General features: G+C 69.3%; 12 protein-coding genes. All 12 read right to left on the reverse strand.

Annotated features, from left to right (window positions below; all coding sequences use genetic code 11):
* Positions 1–816: 816 nt before the first annotated feature.
* Positions 817–1143, reverse strand: a complete 327-nt coding sequence (locus ND747_RS13270) for a hypothetical protein (RefSeq protein WP_251733837.1) — start codon at positions 1141–1143, stop codon at positions 817–819.
* A 140-nt stretch (positions 1144–1283) separates the two neighbouring features.
* Positions 1284–1718 (reverse strand): hypothetical protein, encoded by a 435-nt coding sequence (locus ND747_RS13275; RefSeq protein ID WP_251733838.1) that lies wholly within the window; start codon positions 1716–1718, stop codon positions 1284–1286.
* A 377-nt stretch (positions 1719–2095) separates the two neighbouring features.
* The gene (locus ND747_RS13280) at positions 2096–3799 is read right to left on the reverse strand and encodes a ParB N-terminal domain-containing protein (RefSeq protein WP_251733839.1); all 1704 of its coding nucleotides are present in this window, start codon (positions 3797–3799) and stop codon (positions 2096–2098) included.
* Positions 3800–3924: 125 nt separating this feature from the next.
* Positions 3925–5070, reverse strand: a complete 1146-nt coding sequence (locus ND747_RS13285; protein WP_251733840.1) for a DUF932 domain-containing protein — start codon at positions 5068–5070, stop codon at positions 3925–3927.
* Between the two features lie 105 nt (positions 5071–5175).
* Positions 5176–5628: a hypothetical protein gene (locus ND747_RS13290; protein WP_251733841.1), complete on the reverse strand. Its 453-nt coding sequence runs from the start codon at positions 5626–5628 to the stop codon at positions 5176–5178.
* Between the two features lie 18 nt (positions 5629–5646).
* Positions 5647–6207: a hypothetical protein gene (locus tag ND747_RS13295; protein WP_251733842.1), complete on the reverse strand. Its 561-nt coding sequence runs from the start codon at positions 6205–6207 to the stop codon at positions 5647–5649.
* A gap of 86 nt (positions 6208–6293) precedes the next feature.
* Positions 6294–6581 (reverse strand): hypothetical protein, encoded by a 288-nt coding sequence (locus ND747_RS13300; protein ID WP_251733843.1) that lies wholly within the window; start codon positions 6579–6581, stop codon positions 6294–6296.
* A gap of 1501 nt (positions 6582–8082) precedes the next feature.
* Positions 8083–9462 (reverse strand): hypothetical protein, encoded by a 1380-nt coding sequence (locus ND747_RS13305; RefSeq protein WP_251733845.1) that lies wholly within the window; start codon positions 9460–9462, stop codon positions 8083–8085.
* 268 nt (positions 9463–9730) lie between these two features.
* Positions 9731–10096: a hypothetical protein gene (locus ND747_RS13310; RefSeq protein WP_251733846.1), complete on the reverse strand. Its 366-nt coding sequence runs from the start codon at positions 10094–10096 to the stop codon at positions 9731–9733.
* Complete coding sequence (locus tag ND747_RS13315) at positions 10093–11097, reverse strand: hypothetical protein (RefSeq protein WP_251733849.1); 1005 nt, start codon at positions 11095–11097, stop codon at positions 10093–10095. Before ND747_RS13315 ends, ND747_RS13310 begins: the two co-directional genes overlap by 4 nt.
* The gene (locus ND747_RS13320) at positions 11097–13250 is read right to left on the reverse strand and encodes a type IV secretory system conjugative DNA transfer family protein (protein ID WP_251733847.1); all 2154 of its coding nucleotides are present in this window, start codon (positions 13248–13250) and stop codon (positions 11097–11099) included. The genes ND747_RS13315 and ND747_RS13320 overlap by 1 nt, the downstream gene beginning before the upstream one ends.
* Positions 13247–13957, reverse strand: coding sequence for a sigma-70 family RNA polymerase sigma factor (locus ND747_RS13325; protein ID WP_251733848.1), 711 nt, complete (start codon positions 13955–13957; stop codon positions 13247–13249). The genes ND747_RS13320 and ND747_RS13325 overlap by 4 nt, the downstream gene beginning before the upstream one ends.
* Positions 13958–14589 lie beyond the last annotated feature (632 nt).

The raw sequence follows: 14589 nt of genomic DNA on the forward strand, positions 1-14589 counted from the left end.
CGCCTTCGACGGGCGACTCACCGCTGGCCGCAAGTAGTCCGATTCACCACAGTTACACCATTACCTGGACAGACCCGGTCTGCGGGCTGTGCCGCTGGGACCCTTGAAGGTCCTGCCGGAGGCAGGACCTTCATATGTGCCTTCAAAATTTGGTGACCACGGCGGGGGTTGAAGCTGGCTGGCTTGGTGCCTGTGTGGATGGGTTGGCTGGAGTGCGCCGCCAGATCGGCTGTTTCGCAGGGTGAGTAATTCACTGCTGCTGGTATATCGCTGTCGCCCCGGTCATGCCGAGACCAGGCGCGCCCATGCAAGATCATATTCGCTGGGCGGCGAGCGCGAGATCAATCTTCGATGCGTACCGGTTGGCTTCAGGAACGGCCCAAGGTGACCGGATGTGTCGATGTCGAGGCGGTCGGTGCTGTGAATGCAGATGATCGTATAGGCAGGTCGTACCGCGGCTCATCAGCCAGCTGTGGGTTCGTTGATGAGCCGCGGCGTCGTCGGGGGATTCGGTGGGCTCGCGTCCGGCTGAGGGGTGAGGGCCTGGGCGATGGCGTCGACGGCTGCGGCGAGGCTCACGTGGGCCCCGGCCCGGTGGGCGTCGCGTTCCTGGCAGGTGGACGCATCATCAACTATGGGATGCAGGGTGGCATGACGGCCAGGACAGCGCAGATAGCGGCCCGGTAGCGGTGGACGTTGATCGGGGCCGCCGTGTGAATCTGTGCCGTAGGCGATGTCTCGTTCGAGCGGGGCCAGGGTGTCGGCGCGGCGGCGTTCGTGCTGCTCCAGACGCTCGTGTGGTGGCGGGTCCGGTGGTCAGTCGACGATGGACCAGGACCAGCGGAAGCCGCCGATGTAGTAGAGGCCGTCGGTGTGGGGTTCGAGGATGGTCGAGCCGTCGGCGCTGGTGTGGAGGGTGACGGTTCCGTGCGCGTCGACGGTCAGGGTGTCGTTTTCGTTGAGGTGCGGAGGCTGGGCGGCGGCGGTCGCGGTGAGTTCGGCGTCGATGTCGTGGGCGAGTTGGCGGGCTTGGGCGAGGGTGAAGCCGGGGACGGCGAATCCGTTCCAGCTGAGGTCGTTGTGGGGCACCTCGTATTCGTGGGTGCCGTCGAGGGTGACGCGCATCGTGCGTCGGGAGGCCACGGTGTTCTCCAAGGCGAAGCTGACGGGGTGACTCGGCCGGCCCGTCTGCGGGGGAGCCGTCACCGGCAGGTGAGGATGAAAAGGTGGACCGGCGGGGGAACGCTCCTGGCGGGGTGCCGAAGAACGTTCCCCCGCGTAGGTCAGCGGCCCTGCGGACCTGTCTGTGGGGTGCTGTTCGAGGGCGTGCCGGTCATGTCGGGTGCCGGGGCGGTGGTGGGTGTCGGCCGGTCGGGGAGGGCGGGGCGGAAGACGATGGCGTCCGCGATGTAGTCGATGCTGGTGCGGGGCTGGTTCTGGCCGTTGAGGTAGACGCGGGCCTGGATGTCGCGGACGGTGACGGTGATCCAGTCGCCGACGTTGAGGGAGGCGTCCTGGATGCGGGTGGCGAGCAGGCCGAAGGCCTTGACCTGGGCGTAGTGCAGCCGGCCGGGGCGGACGGTGGCGTCTTCGAGGACGTCGGGCAGGCGCAGGCAGATCGGGATGCTGGCCCAGAGGCTGGACTGGTTGCGGGTGGGGGCGATGTGCGGGGGCCGGTGGACGAAGGCGGTGAGGGTGCAGCTGAGCGTGCCGTGCATGAGGCCTCCTCGTGTCGACGGGAGGGTGGTGGACCGGGATGGTCCGTGGGGCGCTGTGTCCTCCCGATGGCACGTAGCAGGCGGCGGGCGGGGTGGAGGGTCAATCCGGCCGGTCGGCCGGCCAAGATGCTTCCCGGCGCGGTGGGGGTGGGCGGCGCCGGCGTAGCCGGCTCCGTTCGTTCCGCGCCGGGAAGGATCTCTGGGTCCGGGCGGGCTTTACCGGCCGGTTGACGCGGAGCACCGGCTGTCGCAGCGTCGTCGTGCCGGGAGGTCCGCGCGTTCCAGGGCTGTCGTCTCCAGTCATTGCCTGGCCGTGCGACAGGCCCTGCTCGGACCGCAGCCCACCTGATCTCCGCGGTCCGAGCGTCGCTGAACGGTCAGGCCGCAGCGGTGGGCGGTGCGTCGCTGGTAGCGGTGGGTGTGGTGACGTCGTCGGAGTCCTGCGGCGTCTCGTGCGCACCGGCCTCGTTGCCGCTGGTGGGGTTGCTGGCTGTTGGGTTCGGCTGGGCCGCAGTGGACGTTGGGCCCTGGGTCGTGGCTGTCCCGGTGATGGTGCGGTGTTCGACGTCGGCGGGGTGGTAGCCCCAGGTCTGCAGTGCGGTGAGGTAGCGGCGGGCCTGGGTGGTAGGGGAGCGCCAGGACTGGGTGGTGGCGTAGGTGTCCTCGTAGGCGGCGAGGATCAGGGCGAGGAGGACGACGCGGGTGCGCGGGGCGGGGGCGTCGTGCAGGTGTGCGGCGAGTTGGACGGCGTCGAGGGGGTTGTCGTCGGTGCCCAGAAGGCTGCCGACGAGCGGGTGGTGGCGGGTCAGGGCGCGGGTGAGGTCGGCGTCGGCGGCGGCCAGGCGGGCGGCGATGAAGCGGTCGGCTCCCTCCGGTGGGGTGCGTCGGGTGAGGAAGTCACGTAGCCAGGTGCGGCGGACGGTGGTGGCGGCACGCCATTGTCGGCTGGTGTCCGCGACGGCGGCCCGGTCGTTGCGGGTAGGTGCGACGGTGGGCTGCGGTCCGCTGCGGGCGGTGCTGCGACGGGTGTCCGCGAGGGGAAAGCGGTCGGTGTGGCCGTGGGCCGTCGGGTCGGTGCAGACGAACGTGGGTCGGTAGCGCTCGTAGGTGTCATCGGGGTTCGGCGGGGCGAAGGTTCGGGTCAGGTAGGCGGCGTGCCCGGGGCAGGTTCGGTGGTCGTCGGGGTTCAGGGGTGTGCCGTCCTGGGCGAGCATCGCGAGCGTCCGAGTGGGGCCACCTGGTTCGGGTGGGTCGATGACAGTGATGCCGGTGTGGCGGAGTTCCTCGGCGGTGTGGTCGCGGGCGGTCTGGTCGTCTCGGGCGTCGCGGAGTAGTTGTGCGGTGTGGTCGAAGGTTCCCTGGCCGGCGGCGGCGGCGGTGAGGAGGTGGCGGACGGCGTCGGGGTCGTCGTCGAACTCGGCGAGGGTCGCGGCCTGGGCGAGGTTGAGCTGGTGCTGGTCGAGGCCGCCGCGGGCGGCAGCGGATCGGGCGACACGCAGGGCGGCGTCGACCTGGCCGCGGGTGGTGCGGGTGCGGCGGGCGATGGCGGTGGGGGTGAGGCCGAAGGCGGTGAGCTGTTCGACGGCGCCGATCTTGTCGGTGGGGGCGAGGCCGGCGCGGTGTTCGTTCTCGGCCCACTGGGTGAGGATCCGGGTGATCTGTTCGGTGTCGGCGTCGCTGTCGGCTCCGATGACCACGACGGGAATCTGGCGGAGGCCGGCGGTGATGGCGGCCTGGGTGCGCCGGTGGCCGTGGCGGACGCGCAGCCCGTCCTCGGCCCGCACGGCGGTGAGGGGGACGAGGACGCCGTGCTGTTTGATCGAGGCGACCAGGTCGCGGTCGACGGCCTTGGTGCTGCGCAGATTGCGGTCCAGCAGAAGCGTGCGCGGGTCGATCATCTCAACCCTGGTCGGGCTGGCGGGGCGCTCCGGCGCTCCCGCGTTGGCCACGCTCGGCTGGTCGGCCAGGCCTTCCGGTTCCTCGACGCTGGCCGAGTTGGCCTGGTTGGCCGGTGGGCTTTCCTGGCCCTCCGGATGGGCCAGGCAGGTCGGATCGGTGTGGGTTGTGTCGGACGAGGTCATGGGCGATCGGCCTTTCTGGGAGGGGGCCGGTGCCGCTCGGTCGGTGTGGTCGCAGGTGTGTGGACGGGCGGCACCGGCCGGGGGAAGGTTCCCGTCGGCGGCGGGTGCTGGGGGTGGTGCGGCGGCTATGCGGTCGCGGCGAGGTGCATCGCGCGCAGGGCGTGGCTTTCGAGGCCGTGCGCGCGGTCGGCATCGGGCAGCGTCTGGGCTGCGCTGGTGACGGCGTGCAGGACACCGCCGCTGGAGAGATCGCCGCCGCGGATGAAGTGCGCCAGGATCCGGGTCTGCTCGTCGGCGGTGAAGTGCAGCTGCGAGCAGACGTGGGTGATGGTCGCGGCCGGGTCGTCGATCGGGGTGCCGGCGGCCCGTTCGAGGGTGGCGAGGGTGCGGTGCAGGTAGTCGGGGTTGAGGAAGGTGGCGACGGCGTCGCGGGCCTTGGCGGTGACGAGCTCGGTGGCCTTGCGCTGGGTGTCGGAACTCCACTGGATGACGCCGTCGTCGAGGCGGCCGCCGAGGTGCACGGAGCGGACAGCGTCGCGGGTCATGGTCATGCCGTTGCGGCAGATCTCGACGACGAGCCGTGGGGTGATCGTGAACGCGCCGCAGCCGGTTTCGGAGTTGCTGACCGCGAACCCGGCCCAGACGATCGGGTTGTCCGCGCCGCGCGCCCCGGTGAACGGGGAGGTGTAGTCGCGTAGCAGGGTGGGGGCGGCCTGGGAGACGGTGTCGCTGCGAATCCGCAGGTACATCCGCCGGTCGGTGAGGTCGCAGCCGTCGACGGAGACCGGGCCGGCGGCCTGGCGGACACCGTCGAGGGCGGCGAGCAGGACGTCGAGGTTGTCGACGGGACGGTAGCGATCACTCAGTACGGCCCGGGCGATACCCGGTCCGCTGGTCTGCGAGCGCAGGGCGCGGATGAGCAGGGGGCGGTCCTGCTGGGACGGGTGATGCAGCCAGCCGTTGACGTTCGCGTCGTAGAGGGCAAGGTTCTCCTGGCGCAGCCGACGCAGGTAGGGCAGGGGAATCTGCAGTTTGTCGGCGAGCCCTTCGTCGGCGACGGTCGTGGGGACGTAGGTGCCGGCGGTGAGCTCGACGCCATCGGGGCGCAGAACCGGTTCGGTGCCGGCCAGGAGAAGGTCACCGTCGTGGGCGGTGATGGAGCTGGCCGGTGCCACGACGTCGAGCTGGCGAGGCTTGTCGGCCTGCAGGAGGGCGACGAGGTTCTCGAGGGTGGCGTTGCGGCCAATGCCGGCGTACTGCTGGTCGTCCATGATGGCTCCCTGGTCGTGAAACGGGGTGATGTGGCCGCGGTCCTGTCCGGGGTCCGAGGATCGGGACCCGCAATCGTGGTGGGGGGTCGGTGGCTGGTCGGTGGGCTACCAGGCGACGTCGAAATGAACGTCGGTGGGGAGGGTGTAGCCGCGGGCGCAGAAACGGCAGTAGAAACGTGCCGCGGTCGCGCCCGCGAGATCGAAAGCGCTGTCCTGGTCGTCATGGCCGGCGATCGTGATGAACCACAGTGACCTGTCACCGTCGGGGTCGTGGACCCGGTGCAGCTGGCTGCCGAGAACAGGTCGGGAGGAGTACAGCCATTCCTGATGGGTCAGCCCCGCACCCGACGTGCAGCGCGGGCACTGGAGGTGTCGTTCACCGTCGGACGCGGTCGTGATAACCAGTTCGCCGTGCGGCGGTTCGGCGCGGATGCGATTCTCCAGGCCGGTGATCTGGATCAGGAACTCGCTGTGGGGTGCCGCCGTGATGCCGAGAACCGGTGGGCTGACGTCGTCGCGCCATTCGATCTGCGGGAGGGAGGCGTCGGGGTCGTTCATCGAAACGGATTCCTCCGGTCAGGAGGGGGAACTCGCGAAACGGCAGGAAACCCGCAGGCCGTGATGCTTCCCGGTGCAATCGATGGATCCGAGGCGGCGGTCGGCGACACCGATCCTGGCGCGGGCGAGCTTCTCGAAGTCGTCTATCCTGCTGCCGTCGAGTGCCTCGTGGTGAACTCTGCGATCATCGGCGATGGGTCTGTCGGGAAACGCGATCGCCCACATGCGGAAGTACAGGCCGGCGGCCGGTGATGTCAGCGGAACCGTCTGGCTGATTTCGGCGCACAGGCAGCAGACCTCCGCCGCGGTCCCGGGCCGGGTGTCCTCGCCACGGACGACACGCTCGAGGATTTCCCGGCAGTGGGACCGATAGACGAACTCGGTGGCCATCAACGGAAGCACAGGCACCAGCAGGGTGAAACCGTGAAAGAGTAGATCCTGCCGGTCGGGGCAGCGCTTCCCGGCCGCCTCGATCTCCTCCTCCGCCCACTCGGCCTGCACAAGCGCATCGGTGACCCTGCCCCGGGGAATCAGCTGGGCAAGCTCGGGCGGGATATCGGTATCAACGAAACTCTCCATGAACGTTCTCCCAAGGCTTCCAGGTGGGATGGAACCACTGGATGCGGCAGGCAGGTCGCGGCAGCGCCTGCGCGGGGTGCGGGCGTCTAATAGCCAGCCCAGGGAACGGGCGGTTCGGTGTTTTCCGGCAGCGGGGTCGGTGGTCCGACGGCCCGCGTCCGCAGGTCGACCTGGAGACGCCGAAGAAAATCCTCCTCGCCCGAGGTCAGCCTGAGCCCGCTGGCTCGGAGGCGGCCGATGACGTGACTCAGCAGGCCGTCCCAGTCGTTGGCAGTGATGAGGGCCGCGCAGGTGGCGCACAGCGCCCACGGGTCGGCGGTGCTGATCTGCGCGGAGAGTGGGAAGCGCCCGGTGACGTGCAGCACGGCCGTCACCGGTTCGTCGTTGCAGGCATCGCAGCGATAGTCCGGATAGGAAAGGACTGGAGCCGGAGCATGGTCGCCGTCTTCGGGCTGGCCCGGCGCATGCGTCCAGAAACTGCCACCACTGGGCGGCTCGAAAGTCACGAGCGCCCGGCGGCATGTCGCACACATGATCTGCATGGCTTTCGTCCGATCGTAAAAGGTATGTGAAATCTTCACCGTGAACAGAAAGGAGATCGGTGAGCGATCCGGACCGAGGTGCTGAGGTAAGGAATCCAGCCCACGGTCATGGGGAAGGTAGGGGGGAACAAACGGGTGCTGGTGATGGGACGTGATGCTGTGAGGCGCCGCCCGACCGCACGACCGTCCGGGTGGCCGCGTGGCCGGGCGGGCTGCCGTCTTCTCTGCCGCGGGTTCTCCGCGGGCCGTCAAGCCCTTGCCCCGAAGGGGGCGGCCTCTGGCCGCGGCTTGCGGTCCGTGAGGTTCCGCGGCATGCTCCCCACAGCCCGCCCATCCCGCGGCCAGGACGGATGGGTGGTTCCCGCAAGGCTGTTACCGGTGGCCTCCGTTGAAGTGGGGTTGTTCCTGCGGCGCCGGAGCCTCATCGGATTTCTTCGACGTCGTCCGGTGCATCCGGATGAACCTCGCGGTGGGTAGGGATTCGACTGGCCAGTCGGCCGAACGAGTATCCGAAAGTGGACAGCACCCTGGGAACATCTTCGGGTCGTGCGCGGTGGAGTGCGTAGAGCGCAACAATGCAGAGGATGATCGAGGGGAAAAGGAACGGGCTGGCGAGGATAACTGCGGACCAGGTGGAAATGGATAGCCTTTCTCGATAATAAAAAATCCCGACACCATGTGGCATCGGGGTGGGAACGGTCGTTTATGGGCAAACAAAAAGCCCCAGACCTGAAAGATCTGGGGCTCGGTGTGGATCTACTCGTGTTAGGGTGGTGGTCTCACGTCGTTACGGGAAAGCGGCAAGTCGATTTTCCCCTTAACGGAAAAGCTGTCGGATGGCAAGCGGTGTCAGGCTGTAAAATTTTTGCCGCATAGCGTGGTGGATCCTGGGTGGAATCCACGTCGGATGCGCAGCGCCGTGGGCGAGTGGTTGTGCCGTTGCCGCGGTCGGGAGACAGGACGGGAGGCCGGCGGTCACTGGCCGCCTCGTGGTGTCTTGTTCCCGCCGACCGTGTAGAGGGAAAATTTCCCCTCTACCTTGTTACGCGCCGGAAGCGTCCCAACCGTCCGCAGAGCTGGCAGGGCGGTGCCGAAGAGCTGTTAGGGAGCACCCTCTCACCCTGATACGTCCGCAGCATGGCCCCAACCGTCCGCAACACCCGGACAGTTTCAGAAAGGAGTAGGTGGGTGTCCGGCTTCATGGCCAGGTAAGCGATCGACAGACCATCGTGCCGACCTCGTCCGGGCTGCCGTTGGCTGCACAGTGCTCGGTCAAGGGACCCCGATTCTTGATCATAATTGGCGGTGTCACTGAGATCTTGAGCGACGTTTGTCAGGGACCGGCTATGAACAGGTCCGGCGGTGGCGGCGCCTGGTCCAGTTCGGGGGCTGGAGGTGGGGCGGCGAGGAGATCGGGGTCGAGTGCGGGGTCGCCGGTGAAGACCGGGGTGATTCTGCCGAGGGTGGGGCCGGTGGGGCTGTGGACGACGGGTGCTGCTTCGCGCAGGGTGATCAGGTGTTCGCCTGCGACGAGGTCGACGTGGTTGGCCAGGCGTGCCTCGAGCAGGGTGCGCAGGTCGGGCCAGGCGGTTCCGGCGACGGGTACGACGTCGGTGGCACTGATCTCGCGTGGGCCCTGGTCCGGTTCGACGGGTTGGAACTCGTAGGTGAGCGTTCCCGCGTCGGTGAGGGCGCGCAGGACGGTGCCTCCCCGGCTGGCGGGATCGTCGACTGTGCTGATCAGGGCGCCGTAGACGAGATGCGCCGGGGCGTAGGGGCCGCCGACGACGGTGTTCTTGGCCATCAGCGTGGGGAGGACACGTTCGGCCGGGGTTGACATCACCCGGTTGGGCAGGGCGTTCCAGGGGTGGCCGGGTAGGTCGGCGACGTCGGGACGCCACAGGGTGTGTTCGCCGCTGGGGCGGACATCGATCCTGCGGACGGTTCCGGTGCTGTGGGGAAAGCCGACCGGGCCCTCGATGGCGACGCGGCTTCCCTCGTGAACCTCGAAGTCGGTGATCAGCCGGCGTAGGTACCTGCTGGCGTCGAGGGCTCGGCTTTGGCGTGGGGTGAGTGGCTCCGACCGTGGGGTGGTGAGGTCTTCCAGGACGGCGCGCAGCGCGGTGTCGGAGGTGGGGTCGATGCGGGCCGGTATGCGTGCTGATCGACCGGAGAGGGCGACGAGTCCCTCGTGGCGGACGCGGTAGGGCAGGTCGAGGGCGAGCCGGTCCTGCGGGCCGGCGGGGGTCGTGGTGGCGGCTGCGGCCAGGATCTCGATCTGGATGTCGCCTGCTGGGTCGAGCCAGCTGCGTAGCGGGGGGTCCGTGTGGTGGAGACGGCCGTAGGTGGCGGAGGGGGCGCGGGCGAGGTCGACGCGGCTGGCTCGCCAGGGTCGAAGCTTGGGGTTTCGGTCGAGCTGCTCCATTGTCACCGTCGGGTAGGGGGCGACGAAGGACAGTTCTGGTTCCGCGGTGCGCAGCCGTTCGCGCATCTGGGCGGTCAGCGGGAAACCGAGGTGGCCGTCGATTTCGTGCAGGTCGGCTTCGACCTGCAGTGCGGGTGCGCGCAGCGTGGTGAACAATTCGGCGCTGATCTGCTGGCGGCCCGGTTGCGTCAGGATGCGGCGCAGGCGCCACCAGCCTGCGGGAACGGTCATTTTCACCGGTGCGGGGTCCTGGAGATAGCCCAGCGGCACCGCGTCCCGCGGCGTCATGACGCGGTGCTTCCCGCGCTGACTACCTGCTCAGGAAGGAGTCGCGGGGTATGGCGCAGGGGCAGGACGTGGTTGAACGTCATCGAGAAAAAGCCCTTCGACACGCGGAACTCTGTCGCCGATGAAGTGTCGGAGTTTCAGGCGGCGGAACAGTAGGTCTTCGGTCGGCTTGGCGGAAGTCTTCAATGGTCAACCGTCGGCAAAACCTGACGTTCTGGTAGGGCGGGAAGCGGGAACGTGCAGATGGCGCATCTGCCGGCTGTAGTGATCAATGCCCTTTTGGAGGAGTGATGGAGGCGTCGTGCGAGTGGGCGCGATGGCGGGCGAGGCGGGTGGCACGGAGGCGGGCTGCGGCGGCGAGTGTGGCGAGGTCTGGCGTGCCGACGGCGTTGACGAGCGTCCAGCCGTCCGCCAGTTCGCGGATCTCGACGAGGCTGTGGCGGGTGCGGATTGCGACGATGCCCTGGTGTGCGAGGGCGACGATGAGGGTGTCGGCGGGTATGCCGGCGCTGTGGCGTGCGAGTGCGCGGCGAGCGAGATCACCGAGGTCGGCGGGCACCGCCGGACTTGAGAAGTCGAGGATGGTGGGCCTTCGGGCGTGCTCCGGGGTGTCGCGGCGGTCGGGGATGCTCATGGCGGCTCGAATCCTGGGATGGCATCGATGGGCGGGGTGACGGGCAGATCTGCGGGGGCAGACGCCGAGGGTGAATCGGCCGGGTCCGGCGCGTCCGGCGCCCCATGGGCGTCGGGCCCGTCGGAGGGGCCGGGCGTCGTGTCCGGTGAGGCGGGGCCGGTGGTGCTCGTCCCGTCAGCGGTGCTGGACGCGTCGGGCTCGGGTTCAGGGTCGGCGGGAGGCGGCGGCGCGGGAACGTCTGGGGCGGGGGGTGTGGGTAGTGGCGTGGGGGCGGCAAGGAAGGGTTCGTGGAGTTGGTCGGCGAGGTGGCGGGCGGCGAGAGCGGCGAGGGTGATGGGGGGCTCGTGGCCGGTGAGCAGGGAGGGCGCCCGTGCGGTGAGACGGTGGCGGAGCTGGTCGACGGGTTGCATGAGGGCGTGGGTGAGCAGGCGGGCGGGTACGCGGATCCATCCGTGGTGGATGTCGCCGACGGTGCTGTGTTCGGCGGTGTGGGTGATGCTGGTGGTCAGGGGTGGTGAGGCGGGCAGGACGGGTTCGCGTCCGGTGTTCTGGTGGTCGAGGGTGGCGATCAGGGCTCGTTGGGCGGCGGTATAGGCGGCGAGGGGCTGGGGGTAGGGGCCGCGCAGCAGGAGGTGGAGGTCGCTGATTTCGTGCAGGTAGCCGTACCAGGTCAGGTGGCGGGTGAGGGCCGGTTGGTCGTGGAAGGACGTGGGGATCGCGGTGGGTAGTGCGCGGGCGGGTGGCCGGGATTCGGCGATGAAGCCGACGACGTCGCCGAGTTCGACCGGGCCGGGGCGGAATCCGCGGCCGTAGCCGGCGGGTTCCCAGGGGGTGTGCGCCCAGCCGCGGGGGTCGTCGGCGTTGGGCCACAGGGTGGCGACGCGGACGGTACTGGCGGCGCTGATGGCGTGGGGTTGGAACGGCAGATCGATGAGGACCTGGCCTCGGAGCAGGCGAAACGCGTGCAGTGGGGGAGTGTCCGGCGGGGGTGGCCCGCTCATCACGGGGTTTGCGGGGGCGGCTGGTCATCGAGGTCCTCCTCGACGGACGGGTCGGGGGAGAGCGGCAGGGAGACCGCACGGTCGGGTGTGGCTCGCTGTGTCAGGAGCTGGCGGATCAGCTCGTCCGTGACGGATTCCGAACCGTCCGAACCATCCGAGGCGGCGGTGCCCGGGGAGAGCGTGGGGATCGGCTCGGTGGCCAGCGACGCATCAGAGGACGACACGGCGGCGGACGTCATGGTGGCGGCGGTGGTGACGCGGCGTTGAGCGGCCTGGCGGGTCAGGGCCCGGCGGGACAGGCGGCGGCCGGTGGCGAGGGCGTGCAGGTCGGGGTCGAGGTACCAGTAGCGGCCGAACAGATGGGCCGGCGGCAGGGTGTTGTGGATGAGCAGGGCCTGCCCGGGTGCGACCTGACGCAGCAGCGCGGCGGGCAGGAGCTCGAGGCGGGTGGGGGCCTGGGAGATGCTGCGCCGGCCGGCGGATCCGAGGGCGGCAAGGCCTGGGCTGTCGGTGGAGGTGCTGGTCTGCACGATGTGTTCCTGGCCGAGCAGGCCGCTGGCGTAGTCGAGGGTGGAGCGGTCGGACTGGCCGGCGAAGAACACTTTCGTGATCGCGTTGGAGATGACGACGTCGGCTTTCGTCCCGTAGGCGGCGTCGATCTGGGCTTTGCTCTGGTAGACGAGCAGGAGCTGGATGCCGATGCCGGCGCAGGTCGAGATGCGTCCGGGAAGGTTCTGCATGGGCCAGTTGCCGGCTTCGTCGAGGACGACGAGCAGCGGCGGGTCCAGGGGGATGCCGGTGTGTCCGACCTGGGCGTAGGCCTGGCGTAGCAGGTCGTCGACGAGGCCGCCGAGGACGGGGGCGAGCCGTTCGGCGTCGTCGAGGTCGGCGGACAGGTACAGGGTGTTGGTCTGCGTGCCGTCGTCGCTGGTGTCCAGGAGCCAGTCGAGGGAGAGGTGGGAGGCGGTGGCGGAGGCGGCGACGTCGGGTTCCTGCCAGGGCTGGATCATCTGGCGGGCGACCAGGTAGGTGGAGGAGACCTGTTTGCGGTCGGAGGCCCACAGGCCGGTGAACGCGGCGAGGACCTGGGCGCCGTCCGCGGCGATGGTCGGGTCGAGATGGCTGGCCAGCGGGGTGAGGATCGCGCGGACCGGGTCGCGTTCCATTCCGACGACCCAGCGGACGACGGTGTCCATGCCCAGGCCCACGGTGGCCGCGCCCCAGAACAGGCCGGCGAGCAGGTCCTCGGCGGCCGAGGTCCAGAAGCTCATATCGCCGGAGCTGCCTGACGTCCACGAGGTGGCGTTGACGATGGAGCGAGCGGCGCGTCGGGCGCCGGCGAGGCTGCGTGCGCTCTCGAGCGGGGACCAGGCGGTGGTGGGCTGGCCGGTGGCCCGGGTCGGGTCGAACACGGCGACCTGGCCGACGCGGCGGCGGCGTTCGATGGTGGCGCCGAGCAGGTCGGTTTTGACGCTCAGGGCGATGAGCGGGCCGTCCCACTCGAGGATCGCGGGGATCGCCAGCGCCGCGGTCTTACCGCATTGGGACGGGCCGATGACGATCGTGGTGCCGCGTTGTCCGCGGCGCCGGGCGGCGCGTCGGGCCTGCCAGCGGTGGACGGTGCGGTCGAGGGGACGGGTGGAGTCCTCGGTGGCAATGAGCCGGTCGCGCTGGCTTGGGCCGAGGCGGCCGAGGACCATCCGTCCGAGGGTGGGGCCGGACACCCACAGGGGGAGCAGGTCGAGGGGACGGGCGAACCGGGCTTCGGGATCGATGCCGAGGCGGCGTCTGCGGGTGACGCCGACGCCGGTGACCAGCAGGGTTGCCGCCAGCCCACACAGGAGGGTCAGAACTGCGAGCGGTAGCGCGGTGCACGCCCAGTAGCCGACCAAGCCGGGCAGTTGGCTGGCGACCCGCTCTGGCCAGGCGGCGGCTGGCCGGCCGGGGTGGGCAGCGAGCTGCGGGAGCGCGGCGAGCGTTTCATCGCTGGTGAGGTGCAGGGGCCGGTGGCCGCCGAGGGCGAGGGCGGCAAGCTGGGCGCCTGCCCAGATCCCGCCGGTCAGCGTGGCGAGGAAAATGGCCGTGGCGGCCAGGGCGATCTCCCCATCGAGGCCAAGCCCGGCAACAGCGGGACCGCCTTGACGCCCGCTCACGCCGCGCCCGCCAGAACCTGATCGCCGCGAGTTGCTGGCGTTGCAGCCTGCCGCGGCCTTGTAGCCATGCGGTGCGGTGATGGGAGATCGAGCAGGGTGACGAGCTCGACGATGGCCCGCTGGCGACGCATCCGGACTGCCCGGTCAGTGACCCTGTCGCGAACAGCGATCTCCTGAGGGCTCAGGCCGTGGACTCCCAGGTCGAGGAGCAGCTGCAGGTTGCTCGATGCCAGCCCCGCCCGCCGGGCTGCCGCCAGCAGGTCGAGCAGCTCGACGAGGGGATCGCGGCCGATGAAGATCAAGGGATTGGCCTGGTCGGCCAGGAGCGTGAATGGCATGGGGACTGTTCGGCGGTGGGCGAGCCGGGGCCGGCCGAAGACCGCCTGCTCGGAGTCCAACAGAATATTGATCCAGACTTTTGCGGGACGCCGCTCGACGGGATAGGTGGTTACCACGATCCACGCCGCGGCGATGAGCTCGGTGAACGCGGTGTCGAAATCCATCCGGCCCGCACGGGCATGGGCCCCAGCCTTCGAGACCAGCGCCGGCATCATCCGCGCCATGACCACCCGCGCCGCGTCCACATCCCCGTGGACGGCCGCTGTCACGAGAAAGAGCAGCCGCTGGTCGGCCAGCCCGGCCTCGACCTGGCCGCCAGCGCCGCAGCCGACCAGAATCTGATCGAGATCTGCGAGCGGCGCGATCAAGGACGATGCGGCACGCCAGCGGTCGACCGCACGGTCAGCGGGCCCGGACTGAGACCAGTCCGCCCAGTCCTGCATCCAGCTGTGGAGAGCGGGTGACGTCCGGCGCGGCGCGGAGGATGCGGGCTTCGAGCCCGCGAAGGTCCTGTTGTCCATGCCCGGAGGCTTTGCCGCGAGTTCCCGGGAAAGTTCCCCACAACCTTCCCGAGCAGCCATGATCTGTTGAAAACAACATCAAGTATTGGATTGAGTGCCTGGGTTGCTGCCTTGGCACCAGGTAGTGGCCAGCGCATAGACCGCTCTTCTCGATCGGCTTCCACCTGGCGCTGGTAGCCGGGGGGTGGTGACCCAGAGGGGCCTACGCCTCATCCGCCGGTGGCTCTGTCGCCACGGTGACAGCAGGACACGCGGCCAGCTCCGCGACGACACCGGGTCGCCCGTAGAGCCTGGGCGCTTCCCCACCCTTCAAGGAGGAGAACATGAAGCGCTCGATTCGAGCCATCGTCGCCGTGAAGTTGACCCGATTCTGTTCACACCTGGGCTCTTTGAGATAATGGACTCAGGGAGGAGTACAGGTGCCGAGATCAAAACCGCCGTACACGGAAGAGTTCCGCCAACAGATGGTGGATCTTGTC

This window comes from Frankia sp. R82, from assembly GCF_023716925.1.
GTDB lineage: Bacteria > Actinomycetota > Actinomycetes > Frankiales > Frankiaceae > Frankia.

Bases quoted from the DNA above. Each gene is read 5' to 3' on its own strand.
- ND747_RS13290 (WP_251733841.1), bottom strand. From the start codon at position 5,628: ATGAACGACCCCGACGCCTCCCTCCCGCAGATCGAATGGCGCGACGAC.
- ND747_RS13275 (WP_251733838.1), bottom strand. From the start codon at position 1,718: ATGCACGGCACGCTCAGCTGCACCCTCACCGCCTTCGTCCACCGGCCC.
- ND747_RS13315 (WP_251733849.1), bottom strand. From the start codon at position 11,097: ATGAGCGGGCCACCCCCGCCGGACACTCCCCCACTGCACGCGTTTCGC.
- ND747_RS13280 (WP_251733839.1), bottom strand. From the start codon at position 3,799: ATGACCTCGTCCGACACAACCCACACCGATCCGACCTGCCTGGCCCAT.
- ND747_RS13295 (WP_251733842.1), bottom strand. From the start codon at position 6,207: ATGGAGAGTTTCGTTGATACCGATATCCCGCCCGAGCTTGCCCAGCTG.
- ND747_RS13310 (WP_251733846.1), bottom strand. From the start codon at position 10,096: ATGAGCATCCCCGACCGCCGCGACACCCCGGAGCACGCCCGAAGGCCC.
- ND747_RS13285 (WP_251733840.1), bottom strand. From the start codon at position 5,070: ATGGACGACCAGCAGTACGCCGGCATTGGCCGCAACGCCACCCTCGAG.
- ND747_RS13305 (WP_251733845.1), bottom strand. From the start codon at position 9,462: ATGACGCCGCGGGACGCGGTGCCGCTGGGCTATCTCCAGGACCCCGCA.